Here is a 20141-nt window from a genome sequence, read left to right as displayed (position 1 = left end):
CCTTACGCCTCCTTTTTCTGCTTGTCGCGGGCGACTTTGGCGGCAAGCGCCGCGCGGACCTTGGCCGCTTTCTCGGGATCCATGGCGGCGAGCTTTGCCTCCATCTCGGCAGCCTTGAGCGCGGCCTTGGCGGCAGCCTCATCGTGCTGAGCATCGGAGCCGGCAGCCGCAGCGGGCTGAGCAACGACATCGCCCGCGGCACCGCCAGCGCCCTCCCCCGCAGCCGCGGCGGCCTTCTCGGCCGCGGCCTTGCGCGCCTTGGCCTCGGCAGCCGCGCGGACCTTCATGGCCTTCTCGCGCGCGGCCTTCACCTCGGGCGTGATAACGCTCATGGGCTCGGCAGTCGAAACCTGGTAGAAAAAGCCCTTAAAGTCGATCTGCATATCGGTAATGGCAAGACCAAACAGGTCGTGGGCCTCATTTTCAAATGGGAACACCGCGGGGTAATACGAGCTGATGGACGGAATCTCCTGGTACTGGTCGATGCCCTCAACCACCAGATTCTCGATCGCATAGCTGCCGTCCTGCGCAATATGTTCCTGAGCAGCGTGAACGTTGATAAACGTATAGACCAAGCGATACGAGCCGTCGTCGACGTTGCGCTCGGTGTGCATTTGCACAAAGCGCGCGCCGACGCCCTTGAGCGCCTGGACATGCGACAGGAGCTCGTCGATCCCAACGGTGGTATAGATAGCCTTTTGCATTACTCGGCCTCCTTTGCAGCGGCGGGTGTCCCAGCAGGTGCGTCGCCAGCGGCGGGCGCGTCGCCGGCCTCAGCCGCGGCCACAAACCCGTCCTCGCCCAGCTCAACGCCACCGTCCCAGGTGGCGGCGCCGCCCACGGTGAGCGGATCGCCGCCGGCGCGCATCACGGCCTCCTTCTGGTCCAAGATGCCGCACGCCTCCACGATGGCATCGATCACCGTCTCGGGGCGAATGGCGCACCCGGGCGCGTACACGTCCACGGGAATCGCGCGGTCCACGCCGCCGATCACGTTGTAGGCATCGCGGAACACGCCGCCCGAGCACCCGCAGATGCCGCACGCCACCACGCACTTGGGCTCGAGCATCTGGTTGTAAATCTGACGCACGACGGGCAGGTTCTGGGCATTGACCGACCCCGTCACCAAAAAGATGTCCGCATGCTTGGGATTGCCGGTGTTGACCACGCCAAAGCGCTCCGCATCGAACAGTGGGGTAAGCGAGGCCAGCACCTCGATATCGCATCCGTTGCAGCTCGAGCCGTCGTAATGAATAACCCACGGTGAGCGCGACATTTTATGATCCATGGATGCCGCCTCCTAAATAAACACGTCGACGAGGATGGGCATAAGGTTGAGCAGGCCAAACACCAGCGCCACGCCCCAGCCGAGCTTAAAGCAGCTGCGCCAGGTGCTGCGTGCGAAGGTGTTATCGATCAGCACCTCGACAAAGTACGTCGCGGCCATAACGACCAGGGCGACCACCCAGCTCACCGGGTTATCCCAAACAAAGAACATGCCCACCCACATCAAAAACAGCACGATCTCACACCAGTGCATAAGGGTCATCTTGGCCAGCGTGCCGCCGCTCATCTCGGTGGCGACGCCCTGGACGATCTCCTGATGCGCGTGATGCGAGTACGAAAGGTCAAACGGCGACTTGCGCAGCTTGATGGTAAGCACCGCGAGCAACGCGAGGAAAATGGGCGCGCTGTACACGATGATGGGGGCCGACTGCCCCGTCACGGCGATGGAATCAAAGCTGTCGGTGGCAAGGTACAGGCCAACGCTCATCAGCAGAACGGCGGGCTCGTAACTCATAACCTGCAGCAGCTCACGATCGGCGCCAACCTGGGCAAACGGGCTTTGCGTCGAGGCGGACGCCAACACCACAAAGATCGCGGCGAGCGTCACCATAAAAGCGCACAGCAGTGTGTTGGAGCCCGACACAAAGATGCCGCCGCCCACCACGGTAAAGATGAGCGCGCACGCCATATAGGTGTCGTCCATGGTGTTTACGCTGGCGGGGGCCTTGCGCAGCAGCTTGGCAACGTCGTAGAAGGGCTGCAGCAAGCGCGGGCCCACGCGGCCCTGCATGCGAGCCGAAAGCTTACGGTCAAGGCCGTCGATCAGGCCACCAACCAAAGGCGCCAGCAAGGCAAACGCCACGGTGCCAATTAATATGCCCACGACACCCGAGCCTTCGAAATACTTGCCGCGCAGCACCGAGGGCGCACTCATGGCAAGTCGCTCGGGCCCAATCCACGCGCAACACAGCAGCGCAAACAAGATAATGCTGCAGCACACGACGCTACCCGCGGGGCCAATACGCTTCTCGCCAAGGGCGTCCTCCGAGTACCAATTGCGCTTTTCGGCCTTTAGCTCGTGCCCCATCGAGCCGCGGAAATGGCGGTAATTGTCGGTTCCCACGCCCGAAAGATATACGTTTACGTGCGGTTTATTGCTCACGCGGAATGAAGTCAGCAGCACCACGGCGATGAACGCCACGATAACCACCATCAGATACATGGCATCCTTGCCGATAACGTACGGCACGCGGCCAAACACCATGGCCAAGTAAGGCGACACCAGACCGCTCGAGATAACCGGGAATGCCACGCAGCACAGAATCAGCAGCGCGGCGATGGTGTTGAGGGCCATCCATTCGGTCTTATGGACATTGACCTCAACGTTTTGAGCCGTGGGGTCGACGCCCGAAAGCTTGGCAAGCCACTTGCCCCAGAAGAAGAACGTCGCGGCCGAGCCAAAGGCCAGCACCATGATCATGAGCACGTTGCCGGTCTGCGCAAACGCCACCAGGGCGCCCCACTTGGACACGAGCATGCCAAACGGCGCCACAAACATGCCCATGATGCCCAGCATCATCAGGCGCGTCAGGTGCGGCATGCGGCTGAACATACCGTCCATGTCCTCGATATTGCGGCTGCCGATATGATGCTCGGCGGTGCCCACGCACAGGAACAGCAGCGACTTTGCCACCGTATGGAACAGGATCAGGAAGATCGCGGCCCACACGGCCTCTGGCGCGCCGACACCCAGGCAGGCGCTGATAAGGCCCAAGTTGGAAATGGTGGAGTACGCAAGCACGCGTTTGGCGTTGCTCTGCGAGATGGCCATGAGGGCAGCGAGCAAAAACGTGATGGCGCCCACGCTCGTGACCATAAAGCCGGTCACGGGATAGATGGCATAGAGCGGGCTCAGCTTGACCATCAGGAACACGCCGGCTTTGACCATGGTGGACGAGTGCAGCAGGGCGCTCGTGGGCGTGGGGGCAACCATGGCACCCAACAGCCAAGTGTGGAACGGCATCTGTGCGGCCTTGGTGAGCGCGGCAAGCGACAGCAACAGGACCGGCATCACCAGCAGCGCGGATTGCGCGGTTCCGGCGCCGGAAAGCTCGATCATGCCCGAAATGGTCAGCGACATGCCGTTAACGTGCAAGAACATAAGGCCCACCAAAAACGCGATACCGCCCAGCATGTTGAGGATGATCTGGGTGAAGGCGTTCTTGATGGCCTCGGGCGTGCGCGTGTAGCCAATCATGAGGAACGAGCACACGGTGGTGATTTCCCAGCCACAGAACAGCCACTCAAGGTTGTCGCTTGTCACGATGACGAACATGGCCGAGAGGAACAGGAACATAAGCGCCAGGAACTGCGGGCGACGGTCGGGCGCGGTCTGCCCGTGCAGCGCTGCCTCGTGCTCGTCGTGGGCCTGGAAGTCCTTCATGTAGCCCAGGGCATACACGCAGATTAGGCTGCCGACAATGCCGACGGCAAGCACCATGATCACACTCATGTAATCCAGGTAGAGCGGCGTGGCGGTGACAACCTCGGCCGCGGGCAGCGTCATGGCAGCGAAGGCAACCGAACCCACCAGCTGCACCACGCCGAGCACCGTGGTGAGCGTGCTCTTATATTTACGCGCGTTGTACAGGATGACGGCGCACAGGATCACGTCGATGACGGAGCTGATGATCGAGAGCACACGCGAGGTGCCGGGGGCAACCTCGAAGCCCTGCGGGCCCGTGCCAAAAAACATGACGGCGACTACAACCGTCACCGCCATAATGATGCCAGAGCCTACAAGCCCTACCGCATCGCGGGCGCGGTCACCGCGCGCGAGCAGCATGCCCAGCGCCGGTACCAGCGGAAACAGGGTAAGGAAATACAGTAGCGTCATACCATCACTCCCCCATGCAAAAACGCTGCAATTGTTTAACGTTATAGCTCAGTTGAGGAGTAGCGGCGGCGGGTTTTCGGTCAACTGGGGAATTTTAGGCGTACGGGGTAACGAGTCTGTCCGCTTTGGAGCAGAGAGGCGACGCTCCCCCTATCGCGGCGGCGGGCGCACGGGCCACTGCGCGCGGTTTATTAACCACTTTGGAGGATGTTCCAGTAGGCTCACGACGGTCCAAAAAGTTGGCGCGGCAAGAAAAATGCGCCCCTGTGGGCGCACCATCCCGTTCGCTATTCCGCCTTTTTAACGCGCGGCTTGCGACCGCGCGGCTTATCAACCAGCGCGGACTCACCGCTCTCGCGATACTGGCGGCACCAAGCCTTGACCGAAGACTCGCTGGGAATCTTGTGCTTGATCATGGCCTCGCGAACTGTTAAGCCGTTTTCCAAGCGGTCCTTGACCACGGCGAGCTTAACTTCGTACGAATAGGTGTGATGATGCGAACCGGCGTTGAGAACGGCGTCGGCACCGCCTACGGCATACGCGCGGGCCCACTGACGAGCCGTGGCCTGGGGAATGCCAAGCTCCGCGGCGAGGGCGCGATGACCGACCCCCTCTTGGAGGATCTCGACGGCGCGCTGCCTAACCTCGGGCGCATGCGTGCGAGTCCTAGTTGCTTCCGACATACCTGCCACTTCTTAGCCTTAACCGTTAATCTGCTTTCTTACGTGCAAGTTAGATAGTAGCATTTTACTGTTTGCTCAAAGCAGTTAATTAAAATAGACGCGGTGTTATCTGGGCATTTGGCACCAATTTACGACATTTCTTTATCGATTATTTACGCTGGTAGCTGGCTCGCAGCTAATCGTCATTCGCTTGTCAACAAAATTGACATCTCTTTATGTCCTTTGGCATAGAGGATATAGTTATTAACCCCTCCCCCAATAATTTTGAGCAATCGGCAAGGCAGTAGACGTCCTTACTCCTCATGATTACCGCGCATTGCCATCCACCGGAGCAAAACAAAAAGGGCGGGGCCTGCTGCGCTTGCAGGCCCCGCACCGGTTGACACCCGACGGGACGTAGCCGGGCGAGGCGGATCCGTGCTACCGCCCCGCCTGGCCGCGATGTTCAACTACAGCTCGTTGGCCGCGTGATACGCCGTGCGGATGGCGCTCGCAATGTCGGCGGTGCGCTCGCCCGAGCAGTCGCCCACGCAGGTCACGGGCACCGTCACGCCATCCAGGTCAAACGCGTTGGCCTTGGAGCCCACGGCCATCACCACGTAATCGCAGGCGATCTTCACCGGCTCCTCGGGGCCGTCCTCGGTGGTGTGCACGGCCTCCACGCCCTCGTCGGTAACGGCGGTCAGGCGGGTCTTAACGTGCTGTTCCACGTTGTGGGCGGCGAAGTCGCTCATGATCAGCGGCAGAATGGTCTCGGACTCGCCCGCGGCAATCTTGTCGAGCATCTCGACGATCGCCACCTCGCAGCCGTGCTGCAGCAGGTACTCGGCAGTCTCGGTGCCCACCAGGCCACCGCCAATGACGGCGACGCGCCCGCTGAGCTCCACCTTGCCGGCCAGCACGTCCCAGCTCGAGACGACCTTGTCCGAGTCGGCACCCGGAACGGGGATGACCACGTCGTGTGCGCCCACGGCCACAATCGCGGCGTCGGCGGCGTTGAGATCCTCGGCCGTAGCGGCATGGTTGAGCTCGACCTTCACGCCCAGGCCGGGCAGAATCTTCTCGTAGTACTCGACCGAGCGCATGATCTCGTCCTTGCGCGGAGGCGCGGCTGCCAGCACAATCTGGCCGCCCAAGTGATCGCTCGCCTCATAGACGGTCACGTCGTAGCCGCGCTTGGCCGCCACGCGCGCGGCCTCCAAGCCGGCAATACCGCCGCCCACCACGGCGACCTTCTTGTCGCCCTCGCCCGGCTTGATGGCGATGGTCGCCTCGTCGCCGTTCTCGGCATTGAGCACGCACGAGATGTACTTGCGGTTTTGAATCGCGTCGACGCAGCCCTTGTTGCAATTGAGGCACTCGCGAATGGGCTCACCCGTGGCGGCCTTCAGCGCAATGTCGGGGTCGCACATGAGCGAGCGGCCATAGGCGATAATGTCGGCCGCGCCGTCCTCAAGAATCTTCTCGCCGGCCTCGACCGAAACAACACGGCCGACAGTGGCCACCGGCACGGAGACCAGGGCCTTGACGCGCTCGGCCACGGGCAGCGTCCAGTTGTAGGGCATGGCGCCCATGGGCGGAATGGTGTCGCCCATGTTGCCGGTATGGTTGGCCTGTGCAACCTGGATCATGTCGATGCCGGCGCCCTCGAGCAGCTTGGCAAACTCGCAGGCCTCATCGGGCTGCAGGCCGCCCTTGCCGCGCGGCGTGCCGTCGGGGTTCTCCATGATCACGGGGAGCTTGTACTCCACCATCAGCTGCGGCGCGGCTTCCTTAATGGCGGCGACGACCTCGAGCGCATAGCGAACGCGGTTCTCGAACGAACCGCCGTACTCGTCGGTACGCTTGTTGAGGATGGCCGAACATAGCGAACCCACCAAGCGGTCGCCGTGGACCTCGATGGCGTCAATGCCGGCCTGCTGCGCGCGGGCGGCCGAGGCGGCGATGGCCTCCTTGATCTGGGTGAGCTGCTCTACGCTCGCCTCGTTCACAAAGTGCTGCATATCGTGGTGCAACTTGGCGTAGGCCTGCTTGCGGATCTCGTTGGACTCGGCCATCTTGGCGGCAAAGGTCTCCTCGTCGCCGGCGGCCTTGGCCTCCTGCGCGGCCTTGGCGGCGGCCATGGAACCCATGACCATGCGGCCGACGCCGGGCACGTCGTACTCGGGGTGGAACAGCTGCAGCGCGACCTTGGCGCCGTGCTTGTGAACGGCGTCGGCCAGCGCCTTAAACGTGGGGATCTGGGCGTCGGTCGCCAACTTGGGCGTGGGGCTTGCGGTCATAACGGGAGCAACGTCGCCAATAACGATGTAGCTCACGCCGCCACGGGCCAGACGCTCGTAAAAGGCCAGGCTGCGCTCGCCGATGGAGCCGTCGCGCTCCTCATAGCCGGTGGTTAGCGGCGGGAACATAATGCGGTTTTTGAGCTCAAGGGGGCCAACCGTAATGGGCTGGAGCAGCTTGGATGCGGGTGCGGTCATGGACATTCCTCTCTTGTAGGCGCGGCGGCGATGTTGCCGCGTAGTTGTTTAGAGGATATGGCATGGGAGCACAGTGGCGCAACGGAAATCGGCAGACAGCAGGTAGCGGCAGGTGGATGGGGCGGGGCGGCCCGTCGGTTTGTCTCAATCCGTAACAGTTAGGCCCACTTTTGGCCTCCACCTGTTACAGATCGAGACAAACCAACCCGGCCCGCTAGAACATCTAAATCTGTAACAGCTACTCGGCAAAATCCATCCCTCGTGTTACAGAATTAGATAAACGGGGGCCGGCTGCCGAAAAATCTCGTTCTGTAACATCTATCGGCCAAAAACGGCCCCACGTGTTACAGATCAAGACATTCCCCTCGGCCCATCCTCAACAATCTCAATCCGTAACATCTAGGCCCGCTTTTGACCCCTACCCGTTACAGATTGAGATTTTGTTTGAGATTTGCCGAGGGACTATATCCACGCGTCATCGAAGCCACTGCGACAGAAGTGCGACATTACTGCGACAGAGGTGCGACATTACTGCGACAGAGGTGCGAAATAGATCGACCACCTTACCTTATCGTGTAGAACTGTTTTGGGTCGTTATGGGATGAGCCGTGCCATTCGAGCAGCCCGTCTTCCTCAATTAACTTACCAAGCACCCGGCTTGCTGTGCGGCGATTTCTCCCGATGTGCGCTGCAAGCTCCCTTGCTGTCACCCTTCCGTTCGCAAAGGCCAACCTGACGGCGGCGAGCTCATACTCCCCCAATGAGGCGATCACCTCCGGTGATACCTTGTCCTCGAGAGCCTCGCTTCTCCTTACGGTTCTGGCAACGATATTGTTCTCAAGCGTTAGCTGAACCCTTGCCCCATCAGGTTCCGTGTAGACCGGATCATTGAGCAGAGAGTTTTGCATCTCGGTATAAATGCGCTTGACGCCCTCGTTTAGCTCCCGAACCCAACCAAATTCAACCAGCGTGCGCGCGATGCGTGGGTTGCGCGAGTAACGAGTGGTCCTCATGTTGTCGAGCGTCACGATATTGGGAAGCGCGCCTGGACTGATGATTTCCAAACGGTCGTCGAACATCGAGACCCGGATGTAGTCGCCGCGGAACGAGTAGTCGCGATGTGTCACCGCGTTGACCAAGCCCTCGAACCAGGCGAACTCAGGATACTCAGGCACGGTCTGGAATTTCCCGTCGGGCCCCAGGAACTGAAATTCGCGGAGCATGCTCGAGATGAGTTCGTAGGCGTCTTGGATCACCTTAGGCAGCGGCCCACAGAAGCTTCGTTCTTTCGTGATGTTGAGACGCTCGCCCGTCTCCATTTTGACGCCGTCGTAGCGCAGGACACGGACTCGCGCCTGTGGCATCATCGCGGACGGATCCAGCGCGAATAGCAGGGCTCCAGCAACGGTCAGCTTTCCGTCACGCATAAAACGACGACTTCTAAGGACCTGCTCGTCGGAAACTTCGGTTCCAAGAATCCCTTTGTAGCGATCAAGCACTTCATGGTCCACGTCATCTAGGGAGGAATCCTCAACAAGCTCGTCCTCGAAGATTCTCTGCCCCTTATCGTACTCGAGGGCAAATACCTGTTCGCGGCTGAGCCTCACGCTCTTGTCGTCCTGCCGCAAGAAAACCTCGCCGTCGCTCACGCGAGCAACAGAGTGGTTGGTCGAGGCATCGATGTCCAAAACGAGAACGAAGTCCTCCTCGCCCGAAGAATTGACCACGGGGATTCGGTCTTTGCGGACAATAGGGGTTGGCGTGCAAGTCGTGAGCGCAGCGCGCTCGAATTTCTCAATGTCGCGCGCGCCGTTACGCTTGAAGCCCGTTACCTCACCATTATCCTCGATACCGATAACGAGCTTGCCTCCCGCCGAGTTGGCGAATGCACTAATATGCTTCGCAATCTCCTTGTCATCCTTGCGGGCGCTCTTTCGATCGAAGTACTGATTCTCCCTGAGAGTGGAAAATAGAATCACATCGTTTGTCGCAATGGGTTGCTGCATTGCCGCCTCCTTACATGGCTCCATAAAGAAGTGTAAGTCAAAGGCATCGTATAGACGGCCCCTACATAGCGGCCCCTTTATTGTTTTTAAGACGTCACTGTTTCTAGTTAAGGATCGTTAAGGGTCGTCGCAGCTCCTTCCAATTGGAGTCTATCAATCGACAAGTCAATCCATCCGGCCCGTGATTATCGATAGCCCGTCCGCCTCACATAATAAAAAGAGTCAAGATTCACTCATAAAGGAGAGCAACAACAAAATCTCAATCTGTAACAACAACTCGGCAAAATCCGTCCCTCGTGTTACAGATTTAGACAAACGGGACCCAACCCACCGGTATATCTCGATCTGTAACACCTGGCCGCCCAAATCGGGTCTAGATGTTACAGATCGAGATTTTGTTTGAGATGTTGGGAATTGGGCTGAGAGAACAGTCCCGGAATAACAAAAAAGCTCGCCGGCTAGGCCGACGAGCTGCAAGTTCTTGGTCGCGGGGGCAGGATTTGAACCTACGACCTCCGGGTTATGAGCCCGGCGAGCTACCAGACTGCTCCACCCCGCAATGTCTGGGCGCCTCATGTGCGCAAGAAAGAATATTACGTGGGAGTTCGGTAAACGGCAAGGAAAATCTCGTAGAGCATAATTCCTTCATATTTAAAACCCCTCAGCCCATATCGCCGTGAACGAATCGCAGCCGAGCGCCGCCGACGGCACGTATACAATGGTGCGCGTCCTTTTACGCCGACACCGGGAGTAGACATGCTGCTCGCTATCGATATGGGAAACACGCAGACGGCCATGGGCCTGTTTGACGGAGACGAGCTGGTGCAGTCGTGGCGCATGCCCACCGACCGCTCCTATACCGCCGACGAGATCCACGTGCGCCTGATGGGCTTCTTTAAGATGTACGACCTTTCGCTCGATGCGGTCGATGCGATCGCCTTTGCCGGCGTGGTTCCGCAGCTCTCACGTGAGTGGCACGCCGTGGCCGACCGCATCGCGGCGGACGCCATCGTCATCGGGCCGCAGACGGCCGCCGTGACCAAGCTGCGCGCGGCGCGCCCCCAGGCCGTAGGTGCCGACCGCGTCGCCAACGCCGTTGCGGCCGAGACTTTCTACGGCGCGCCGGCAATCGTGGTGGACTTTGGCACCGCGACCAATATCGACGTCATCGATGAGGACGGCTATTACATTGGTGGGGCGATCGCGCCGGGCATCCGCATCTCCATGGACGCGCTTGCCGCCCGAGCCGCCAAGCTCGCCAGCGTGCCGCTCGAGGCGCCCGAGCACGCCATCGGTCGCGACACCGAAGAGTGCATCAAGGTCGGCGCCGTGATGGGCGCCGCCGCCATGGCCGAGGGCCTGGTCACGCGCATGAAGCGCGAGCTGGGCCGCGAGGATGCCACCGTTATCGCCACGGGCGGTCTCGCCGGCATTGTCGCCGATTCGACCGATGCCTTCGACGTGGTCGACGGGCAACTCACCATCAAGGGCATCTGCGAAATCTACCGCCGCATGCAGGAGCTGGGGTAGGACAGGGGCTTAAGTCGAGCATGCCCGATGCCACAGCCCCCGCAAACGTTCGCCAAGCCTATTCCTCAAAACTGAATTATTTTCAATTATGAGGAATAGCGGCTCCTCGAATACACCCAGCACAGCGATATCGTGCATGTTTCCTATTCCTCAAAAACGAAAATTTTTCAGTTTTGAAGAATAGGGCGCTGGCAACCCATTCCCCAGATAGGCGAAACCCTCCCCAGCACAGGCCGAAGAGGGCTTCGTTGTCATCGCTATCTTTGAGCGCGGGCACCTCGCGTTACAGTCCGCGAATCCGTACGGCCTCGGGCGGAAACTCCTGCTCGCCGGCATCGGTCTTGATGGTCGCGCGACCCCAGATGTCCAGGCCCGCAAACACACCGACCGCAAGCGGCAAACCGTTGGGCGACACCGCCGCAACCTGACGACCCAGCAGCGGCACCATATCGAAGTACTCACCCAGCACCGGAGCCAGCGGGCCGGCAGCGCCCTGTGGTGTGTTGGCGGCAACCGCCCAGGTGTCCACGCGGGTCAGCACGGCGGTGGCCAATGCCTCGACCAGCACCTCGTCGGCCATATCCACGCCAAGCTCGCCCAGCGCCGCACGTTCAATATCAACCGTCACCGCGGCAAACATGCCCGCAGCACCGGCACCGCCGTTCACGGCAACACGCGCGAGCGACGCCTCAAACGCAGGCGCACCGCACACGATATCGCTCGGCCACTGGATACCCACTTTACCGGCAAGGCCCAACCCCGGCATCGAAGCCGTGCCCACGAGCGCGTCCATCATGCCCATCGCGGCCACAAACGGCAGGCCGTGGAAGGCGTGCATGTTCACATCGGGGCGCACAACCAGCGAAAACGTCAGCGAAGCATCGCCCACGCTCCACGCGCACCAGCCCGCGGACACGCCCTCGCGGCCCGCGTCACGCGCCGCGTCGAGCTCGGTGCCAGCGGCAACAGCATTCATCTCGATCATCTACATACGCCCCAATTCACCCACGATATGGCCCACGCGGTCCTCGGGCTCCTTGACCTCGACGCCGTTGTAGCGGAAGAACCGCGCCGGGTCGTGCATCAGGTCCTCAAGCGGCACCAGCACAAAGTCGCGCTCGCCGATCAGTGGATGCGGCAGGCGCAGCTTTTTGCCGCCGTGGGTCTCGCCGTCCATCCACAGCAGGTCCAGGTCGATGGTGCGCGGACCGTTGGCCTTGGCCTTTTTGGAGCGGTCGCGGCCCAGCTCGGCCTCGATCCTCATAAGCTCGTCGAGCAGCACCAACGGCGCCAGCTCGGTCTTGATCTCGATGACGGCGTTGGCAAACGCGTCCTGGCGCGTCTCGTAAGCCGGCTCGCTCTCGTAGATGCGCGAGCAGTTGGACACGCAGGTGAGCGGGATCTCGGCGATCATGTCGCGTGCGGCGCGGATGTTGTCGCAACGATGCCCCAGGTTGGAGCCCACGGCCACAAACGCACGGCGCGGCTGCGGTTTGGCTACAGCCCAGTAACCGTTCAGGAACTGCGCAAAGCCGGTAACGTCGTGCACGCGCACGACGTTGGCACCGGCCTGGATAGCGCCCAGGCACACGCCAAACGTAGCGGCATCGCGCTCGGCGGCCTCGGTCACGCCCGAGACGGCGCCCACAAAGCGCTTGCGCGATACGGCGCACATGAGCGGATAGCCCAGTGACGCCATCTTGGCAGTCTCGCGCTGGATGACGATGTCCTCGTTGGCCGTCTTGCCAAAGCCCGGACCGGGATCGATGCAGATGCGGTCGCGCGACACGCCGGCGTGGATGAGCGCACGGGCCTGGTCGGACAGAAAGCCCATGACGCGGCGCATGATGGGCGCCGAATCGGGCAGGGTGAAGCGGCGGAGCTGCGAGGTGGGCACGTAGGCTTCCTCGCGGCGGGCGCTGCGGCGCATCATGGCCGCCAGGTGATCATTGGGCTCCGGCGCGGTTTCGGTAGCCGCGGGCGTGGCCTCGGGCGCAGCGGTATCGGCGGCAGGCGCGGCCTGCTCGGCGCCCGGCGTCTCCTGCCCCAGTTCGTCCGTAGGCTCGGACGCGGGCTCCGGATCGCCAAACGGCAACGAGGGCTGCACCACGCCGCCCGGAAGCTTGGCCTCCGGCTTAGGCTCGCCCAGCAACTTGCCGCGACGGCGGCGAGCCGGCTTCTCAGCCTCACGCGCGGCCTCGGCAGCCGCCTCGCGCGCCTTCTCGGCAACAAACGCCGCAGCCGAGGTATCGAGCTGCACCGTTGCGTGCGTGCGTGCGGGCGCGGCGACCTCGCCGGCATGCATCACGATGACGCCGCAGGTGCTCGTCTTAACAAACTCGACCATCTTGGGGTCGGTGAAGCCCGTCACGTCGTTGACGATCGAGGCGCCGCAACGCACGGCCGCCTTGGCAACCGCCACGTGGCGCGTGTCGATCGAGACGATGGCGCCCTCTTTGGCCAGCGCGCGCACCACGGGCAGCACGCGGCGAGCCTCCTCGTCGGGGTTGACCGGGGTAAAGCCAGGGCGCGTGGACTCGCCGCCTACGTCGATGATGTCGGCGCCGGCGTCGAGCATCGCCAGGCCATACTCGATGGCGGCATCCGGGTCGAAGTGCTCCCCGCCGTCGCTAAACGAATCGGGCGTCACGTTGAGGACGCCCATGATGCGCGGACGGTCAAAGCTGAGCTCGTACTTTCCGCACCGCCATGTCTTGCTGTCGTTCGCCATGAACATCCTCCTAAAATGCCCACGCCGCCGAGCTTGGGGAGCTGGCGGCGGGGTCGCTTTGCACTCAGTCTTTCTATTGTATCCGCGCACACGGGCTAGAACGCAAACGCGGCCGCGATGTCGCAAGAAATCAGCAGGTCGGCATTTGCATCCTGATCGGTAGGCGCCAAATTGCATATGGCCAGCGTATCGCCGGTAAAGTATCGCGTAAGGCCTGCCGCCGGATACACCACGAGCGAGGTTCCGCCCACGACAAGGGCATCGGCCGCGGCGATGGCGGCAACGGCACCGGTCAACACATGCTCGTCGAGCGGCTCTTCGTAGAGCACCACATCGGGCTTGATGCGACCACCGCACGCGGGGCACACGGGCACGCCCGCGGCGTCCTCGTGCTCGCGCGAGCAAATCCACTCGGCGCTATAGACCGCGCCGCACGACTGGCAAATGTTGCGATGGACCGATCCGTGCAGCTCGAACACGCGCTGCGAGCCCGCCATCTGATGCAAGCCGTCGATGTTTTGCGTCACCACGGCATCAAGCTTGCCGGCGCGCTCCAGCTCGGCCAGCTTGGTGTGACAGCGGTTGGGCTTAGCGTTAAGCGCGATCATCTTGGTGCGGTAAAAGTCGAAGAACTCCGCCGGATGTGTCTCGTAAAAGCTGTACGAGAGCATGGTCTCGGGCGGATAGGCAAACTGCTGGTGATACAGGCCGTCCACGCTGCGGAAATCGGGGATGCCGCTTGCCGTGGAAACACCAGCGCCACCAAAGAACACCATGCGCTTGTGGGTATTGAACAGCTCCGCCAGCGCGGCGGAGGCTTGCTTGGGATCTGTTATCGCTTGCGTCATGTTTGTCCTCCGTCCATGTTGGTCGGGCAGCGTCGGGCGACATCCCGGCATGCGGCCTTTGAGTCAGCACGCGCGGAGCCCACCCCGCCCCTGTTGCGCTAATCTTAAGCCTGCAAACCCCGTCGAAAGGACACCATGCCTCAGACTTACACTTTCGCCTCGTGGAACGTCAACGGCCTGCGCGCCGTGCTCAAAAAGGACCCAAGCTTTATCCAGATCGCGCAAGAACTCGACGTCGATATCCTGGCGCTGCAGGAGACCAAGCTGCAGGAGGGCCAGGTCGATATCGACCTGCCCGGCTATCACCAAACTTGGAGCTACGCCGAGCGTAAAGGTTATTCGGGCACTGCGGTCTTTAGCCGCCAGGAACCGCTGCGCGTGCTGCGCGCCGACGCACTGCTACCCTACGCTAGCGAGGGCGATGAGGCCGAGCTCGTCGCCCAGGCCGCAACCGAGGGCCGCGTCTGCGCGCTCGAGTTCGACAAGTTTTGGTTTGTCGACGTCTATACGCCCAACGCCCAAAATGAGCTCGCGCGCATCGATGTACGCATGGCCTGGGACGATGCCTATCGTGGCTTTTTGAGCGCACTAGAGCGCGAGACCGGCAAGCCCGTGGTGACCTGCGGCGACTTTAACGTGGCACACGAGGAGATCGATCTTAAGAACCCCAAGTCCAACCGCGGCAACGCAGGCTTTTCGGACGAGGAGCGCGGCAAGTTTACCGAGCTGCTCAACGCCGGCTTTACCGATACCTGGCGCGCGGCAAACCCCGACGTCGAGGGCGTCTACAGCTGGTGGAGCTATCGCTTTAATGCCCGCAAGAACAACGCCGGCTGGCGCATCGACTACTTCCTGGTAAGCGACGCAATCACCGACAACGTACGCGACACCGGCATCCGCAGCGACATCTTTGGCAGCGACCACTGCCCCGTCACCCTCACGCTAGAGCTCTAGCCCCAACTGATCCTCTGGGGACGGAGGAAAACGGATCATTTTGGGCCTCGTGAGGGTATCCGCGTGACCCATCCGCCACGAAACACGCCCATCTACTACGTTTAAGCCACCACCCTCAACCACAGCGAACAACGCAAAAAGAAAACCGCAGGTAGAAAGCCTACGGTTTTTCATAAAACACGGTTGTGGTTGGGGGTGTCGGGCCAAACGTAGTAGATAGACCGATTTCGTGGCGGGCGGGTTCAGCTGATTCCCTGGGAACGTCTGGAGGCGAAAGAAAACGGATCAATTTGGCTCTCCGAGGGCCACGATGCCCGTCGTATCAGCCGGCTATTTCAAAACTATGCCGGTTTACGGGGCTGAATCGCGAACCCCCAACCATACGCAATTCCGAAATAATAAAACCGCAGGTAAACGGCTTGCCCTATTTCAAAAATAGCCGGCATGGTCTGCTTGTGCCAATCTGGCCCCGTAAACCGGCATAGTTTTAAAATGGCACTTCGGCAGTATTGATTCCCGCCCCGGCGCAACCAGCCCTACAGTCCGTACTTCACGACAACTCGGTTGATGCGGCGACACCAAGGCTTGTACAGGGCGACCAAAAACACGCAGGTCGCAAGGCCGTGCGTGATATCGAACGGTACGGCGGTGGCAAGACGCGCCATGGCACCCGCCCACGTGAGCGGTTGAACAAATCCGATAATGTCGTAGGCGTTGATCACAACGCCGTACAGCAAACCCGAAGCAAAGCCGTAGGTCAGCAGCGCCGGCATACGCACGGTGCCATCGGCGCGATCAAAAGCGCCGGCATGCGCCAGCGCACCGCCAACGTATCCCACGAGCCCCCAGGCATACATCTGCCACGGCGTCCACATACCCTGTCCAAAAAAGAAATTGCTGGTCAGCGCTGCCAACGCGCCAACCATAAAACCATTGCGGCGACCAAGCGTCGCCCCCGCGATAATGGCGATGGCGCTCACCGGTTTAAAGTCGGGAATGGGGCCAAACAAGATGCGCCCCGCCGCGGCCAACGCCGCCAACACCAGCGTGGGCATAATCTGGCGCAGGCCCGGGCGCGACGCCTCGTAACCCGCAAAGAACAGCGCAAGCACCAGCGCCACCACGACAAGCATGGCAAGCGCCGCCTGCTCAATACCTGCCAGCAACGCTGCAGCCATCACCGCAGGAACCGCCAGCAGCAGCGGGATTTCCATATGTTGCAAGACGCGCGACAACGGCAGCCCCCATCAAACGAATGTCCGTTTATGGTAGCACGGGCAAAATGGGGCCGACCAATCCCCCGGCCGGCCTTGGCTGCCAGTCGATCAGGCTTTCGCCACGCGACCGGTCTTGGCGCTATTCGCCCGTAACTTTAGCGGCAATGGCCGCGACAAAGGGATCAAACAGCAAGCCGCCCACAACGACAAAGGCCCATCCGCCCACCACGAGGCGAACCCAACGCGAGAAAAACGGCACACCGTCGATAACGCCAACGCCTGACTGAAACGCGACTTCAAATAGCCCGATAATGCAGAAGAGCAGAGTAGCGCCCACAACGGTTCCGCAAATCCGTGCGCCCGGAGTGTTCCGATCAAAACCAAAAAACTCAACGCACGTCTCAATTGCTTTGCCAAAGAGCGGCAAAAAACCCACGAACTGTGCAATACCGATGGCCAGAATAAGCTGCCCCCAGAAACCAGTAAGTCCCTGAAAATCTAAGCCAGGCTTTCCCTCAACAATAGGCAGAAATGAACACATGAATAGAGGATTAACGATGCCGTTGAGAATGGTCACAGCGGTACTCTTTTTTAGTGTCAAGTAGACCAACTCCTTTTGCCCTTGTCGGCCAGGCCCAAAGGGCGAAAACAGGTGTTACATAAGTGAATCGGGAGACGGCAGGAATGGAGACGCCAGCGCCGTCGCGCCAAACAAAACAGCGCACCCAAATAGAAGCGTTTCATAGCTCTCGCCAATGCAGAAGGAGAGGGCCACGGGAATCAAAAACGTAAGCCCCAGCGAAACGGTGCTCACCACGCCACCGGCGCTTCCCGCAAGCCCCTCGCGCACCTCGGGCAACATGTAGGGTAGCGACTGAACGACCGGACCGGCGACGGCAGTCGAAACGCCAATCGCAAACATGAGCCCGACAGAAGGCTGAGAGACAAAAGCCTCTCCGGCCCACATAAGGGCACTCCCCGCCATTGCGGCGATGGCCATAAACACGCGATAGTCGCCAAATTGCGCTCGCGCGTAGGAACCGGCCACGCTGCCGACAATCGACCCAAGCGTCACGAAAGAAGCAAGAAGCCCGGCGACCTGAGGTTCGATTGAAGCCTCAAGCGCTGAAACAAGATAGCCCGAGTACGCCGTAGCCGATGCAAGGGCGACTCCAAGCAGTATCGCCACGAGCCAAACCATCGGCATCTTGATTACCGTCGCAAACGCACTTGCCGACGACGAAGCAGGCTCCGCACCCTGAACGCCAAGGCCATCTGCAGCCTGCAGAACATCTGCCGATGGCGCAACCAGCAGCCACAGCAATCCAAACACGGCAAATAAAACGGCAGCAAGGGCATATGCTCGTCCGGGCGTTGCAAAGAGAGGAGAGGTTGCAAGCGAGCAGGCGATTCCGCCCGACCCCGCAGCGTAGAACCATCCCATGGCCCTATCGGTTTCTCCGCCAAAAGCGGAACCAAGCACTTTTAGAACGATGGCATTCACGACGCATGGTGCCGCGCCCAGAAGCATGGTCGCCGTGAACAGCGTCGCAAACGATGTGCACTCCGCGCGAGCAGCCGCTGCAATTGCAGAAATCGCCGATGCGATGAATACGAGCACCTTCACGCCATATCGATCGGCGCAAACGCCGACAGGCATGCCGAATACAACGGCAGGAACAAACGGGGCAAACAGGACGGCTGAAAACTCGGCCGAGGTCAGATGCAGGTCCGACACAACCAGATGTGCCAATCCCGACACCTGATACTGCGCGTAGTTCGCAGCAAACACGATGCCGCACACCACAAACAGCAGGGCATATTTTTCGACCGTCCCTTTGCTCACGTTCATCACCCTATCTATGCTTCATCCTTGCGATAGACGACGCGTCCGTTAAAGATCGTCGTCTCGACTTCGAGATCGCGAAGCGCCATCGGGTTCATTTCAAACGGATTGCCCGACAGGATGACGATATCGGCAAGCTTGCCGGCGGCAAGGCTGCCCAAACGGCGCTCAAAGCCCTCGACATATGCTGAGCCGAGCGTGTGCGCTTGCAGCGTCTCGCCGAGCGTCAGGGCATTCTCGCGGAAGTATCCCTCCGCCGGGTGCCCGTCAAACTCGCTACGCGTCACCGCAGCATACACGGTATCGATAGGATCGATTGACATCACCGCAGGCCAGTCAGTACCAAGCCCTAAGTGGATTCCGCCATCGGCCTCTTCCCTATAGCGCCACATGTGGCTCATGCGCTCTTCGCCAAGAGACTCCTCGTACACGCCCTGCCCAAGGCCTCCGATGGGATGCTGCGGCTGAATCGCAGCATTAATGCCCAGGCGCTTCATGCGAGCAATATCCTCGAGCTTCAGGTTATCTGTATGCTCGATAGCAAAACGCGCCCCCTTGTTGCCGCACACCTCCTCGGCACGCTCGACGGCATCGATAATCATCGTGGCCGATGCGTCGCCGATAGCATGGATACGAACATCGAAGCCATTCTTGCTGGCCTCGAGCATCATGCGGTCAAGCGTCTCCTGGTTGCATGCTGGTTCGCCGCGAAAGTCCTTCCCCGTAGGAGCGTTAAGATACGGCTCATGCATGTAGGCCGTGTACGCCTCGGGACAGCCGTCCAAAATGTACTTGAGGCCTGCCATTCGGACGCGCTCGCCGTGATGACGCACACGCAGGGCCTGCGACTCTGACATCGGAGCGTCGAGCGCAGAATAGTAGCTAATACGCAGCGTACTCAGGTCCTCGCTCGCCAGACGGTCATAGATGTCGTACACGCCGGGCGTAGTCACGCCCAAAGGATACATATCACCAATCGAAGTTATGCCGAGCTTGTTGAACTTGCGCATCGACTTGAGCAACGACGCATCAAGGTCCGGCTTATTGAGCACAACATCGAGCAAGATGTTCGTCGCCTGGGGCTCGGATAAAAAGCCATTCGGCTCGCCGTTGTCAAAGTGGCGAATAAGACCACCTTCAGGCGTCGGTGTATTGCGATCAATACCAACCGCCCTAAGCGCGGCGGTATTGCACCACACCACGTGCATCGAAAAATCCGAAAGCACGATTGGGCGGTCGATATCGAGTGCATCGAGGCTGCGGCAATCAGGGTCAATCGGGTTTTCCCATGCAGGCGAATACCAACCCTGGCCGTAAATCCACGGATTGTCAGGGTGTTCGGCAGCAAACTTTGCCACAGCATCCACGCAAGCCTGCTCACTCGGCAGGAACATCAGATCGCAACAGAAGTCTTCATCCTTCTGGATTGAACCAAGCGCAAAATGCATGTGTGAATCGTTGAATCCGGGCATGACCAGTTTGTTGCCGGCGTCAATAACCTCAGTATCGGGACCGATAAACGGCTGCACCTTGTCGGGAGAGCCCACGGCCACAATCTCGCTGCCGCGAACTGCAACGCACCCAGCGCGAGGCTCAAGTTCCTCGGCCGTAAACAGCGCCGTCGTCTTAAGGACGATATCGGCAGGGACTACCGCCTCCATGG

15 protein-coding genes and 1 tRNA gene are annotated in these 20141 nt (G+C 60.5%); 2 read left to right on the top strand and 14 right to left on the bottom strand.

The window, feature by feature from the left end:
• Positions 1–2 precede the first annotated feature (2 nt).
• From DW796_RS01605 to DW796_RS01575, 7 genes are all read right to left on the bottom strand, one after another.
• Positions 3–704, bottom strand: coding sequence for an NADH-quinone oxidoreductase subunit C (locus DW796_RS01605; RefSeq protein ID WP_118094060.1), 702 nt, complete (start codon positions 702–704; stop codon positions 3–5).
• Positions 704–1288, bottom strand: coding sequence for an NADH-quinone oxidoreductase subunit B family protein (locus DW796_RS01600; RefSeq protein WP_118094059.1), 585 nt, complete (start codon positions 1286–1288; stop codon positions 704–706). Before DW796_RS01600 ends, DW796_RS01605 begins: the two co-directional genes overlap by 1 nt.
• Before the next feature lie 12 nt (positions 1289–1300).
• On the bottom strand, positions 1301–4183 hold the full coding sequence (locus DW796_RS01595) for a proton-conducting transporter membrane subunit (protein WP_118094058.1): 2883 nt from the start codon (positions 4181–4183) through the stop codon (positions 1301–1303).
• 287 nt (positions 4184–4470) lie between these two features.
• Entirely contained in the window at positions 4471–4866 is a 396-nt protein-coding gene (locus DW796_RS01590; RefSeq protein ID WP_089573462.1) for a helix-turn-helix domain-containing protein, read from the bottom strand.
• A 449-nt stretch (positions 4867–5315) separates the two neighbouring features.
• Positions 5316–7346: a bilirubin reductase, long form gene (gene bilR, locus DW796_RS01585; protein WP_233539632.1), complete on the bottom strand. Its 2031-nt coding sequence runs from the start codon at positions 7344–7346 to the stop codon at positions 5316–5318.
• A 563-nt stretch (positions 7347–7909) separates the two neighbouring features.
• Positions 7910–9352: an ATP-binding protein gene (locus DW796_RS01580; protein ID WP_117817758.1), complete on the bottom strand. Its 1443-nt coding sequence runs from the start codon at positions 9350–9352 to the stop codon at positions 7910–7912.
• Positions 9353–9834: 482 nt separating this feature from the next.
• A tRNA-Met gene (locus DW796_RS01575) sits at positions 9835–9911 on the bottom strand.
• Positions 9912–10108: 197 nt separating this feature from the next.
• On the opposite strand from DW796_RS01575, the gene DW796_RS01570 reads away from it, so the two are divergent.
• Positions 10109–10882, top strand: coding sequence for a type III pantothenate kinase (locus DW796_RS01570; protein ID WP_118094056.1), 774 nt, complete (start codon positions 10109–10111; stop codon positions 10880–10882).
• A 283-nt stretch (positions 10883–11165) separates the two neighbouring features.
• Here DW796_RS01570 and DW796_RS01565 read toward each other — a convergent pair whose 3' ends face one another.
• From DW796_RS01565 to DW796_RS01555, 3 genes are all read right to left on the bottom strand, one after another.
• Entirely contained in the window at positions 11166–11867 is a 702-nt protein-coding gene (locus DW796_RS01565) for a hypothetical protein (RefSeq protein ID WP_118094055.1), read from the bottom strand.
• Entirely contained in the window at positions 11868–13613 is a 1746-nt protein-coding gene (folP, locus tag DW796_RS01560) for a dihydropteroate synthase (RefSeq protein WP_118094054.1), read from the bottom strand.
• A gap of 95 nt (positions 13614–13708) precedes the next feature.
• Positions 13709–14461, bottom strand: a complete 753-nt coding sequence (locus tag DW796_RS01555; protein ID WP_118094053.1) for an NAD-dependent protein deacylase — start codon at positions 14459–14461, stop codon at positions 13709–13711.
• Between the two features lie 135 nt (positions 14462–14596).
• On the opposite strand from DW796_RS01555, the gene DW796_RS01550 reads away from it, so the two are divergent.
• Positions 14597–15415, top strand: coding sequence for an exodeoxyribonuclease III (locus tag DW796_RS01550; protein WP_118094052.1), 819 nt, complete (start codon positions 14597–14599; stop codon positions 15413–15415).
• A 536-nt stretch (positions 15416–15951) separates the two neighbouring features.
• Here DW796_RS01550 and DW796_RS01545 read toward each other — a convergent pair.
• The 4 genes from DW796_RS01545 to DW796_RS01530 all read right to left on the bottom strand — a co-directional run bounded on the left by DW796_RS01545 (position 15952) and on the right by DW796_RS01530 (position 20139).
• On the bottom strand, positions 15952–16650 hold the full coding sequence (locus tag DW796_RS01545; RefSeq protein WP_233539631.1) for a DUF6580 family putative transport protein: 699 nt from the start codon (positions 16648–16650) through the stop codon (positions 15952–15954).
• A 121-nt stretch (positions 16651–16771) separates the two neighbouring features.
• The gene (locus tag DW796_RS01540) at positions 16772–17233 is read right to left on the bottom strand and encodes a hypothetical protein (protein WP_158567665.1); all 462 of its coding nucleotides are present in this window, start codon (positions 17231–17233) and stop codon (positions 16772–16774) included.
• A 54-nt stretch (positions 17234–17287) separates the two neighbouring features.
• A complete protein-coding gene (locus DW796_RS01535; protein ID WP_158567664.1) occupies positions 17288–18478 on the bottom strand; it encodes an MFS transporter in 1191 nt (396 codons plus the stop codon).
• Between the two features lie 14 nt (positions 18479–18492).
• Positions 18493–20139, bottom strand: coding sequence for an amidohydrolase (locus tag DW796_RS01530; RefSeq protein ID WP_118094049.1), 1647 nt, complete (start codon positions 20137–20139; stop codon positions 18493–18495).
• Positions 20140–20141 lie beyond the last annotated feature (2 nt).

It is taken from the genome of Collinsella sp. AM31-2AC, from assembly GCF_003469285.1.
GTDB lineage: Bacteria > Actinomycetota > Coriobacteriia > Coriobacteriales > Coriobacteriaceae > Collinsella > Collinsella aerofaciens_AT.
The sequence above is the reverse complement of the archived record's forward strand: the minus strand, read 5'-3'. Positions and strand labels throughout refer to the sequence as shown.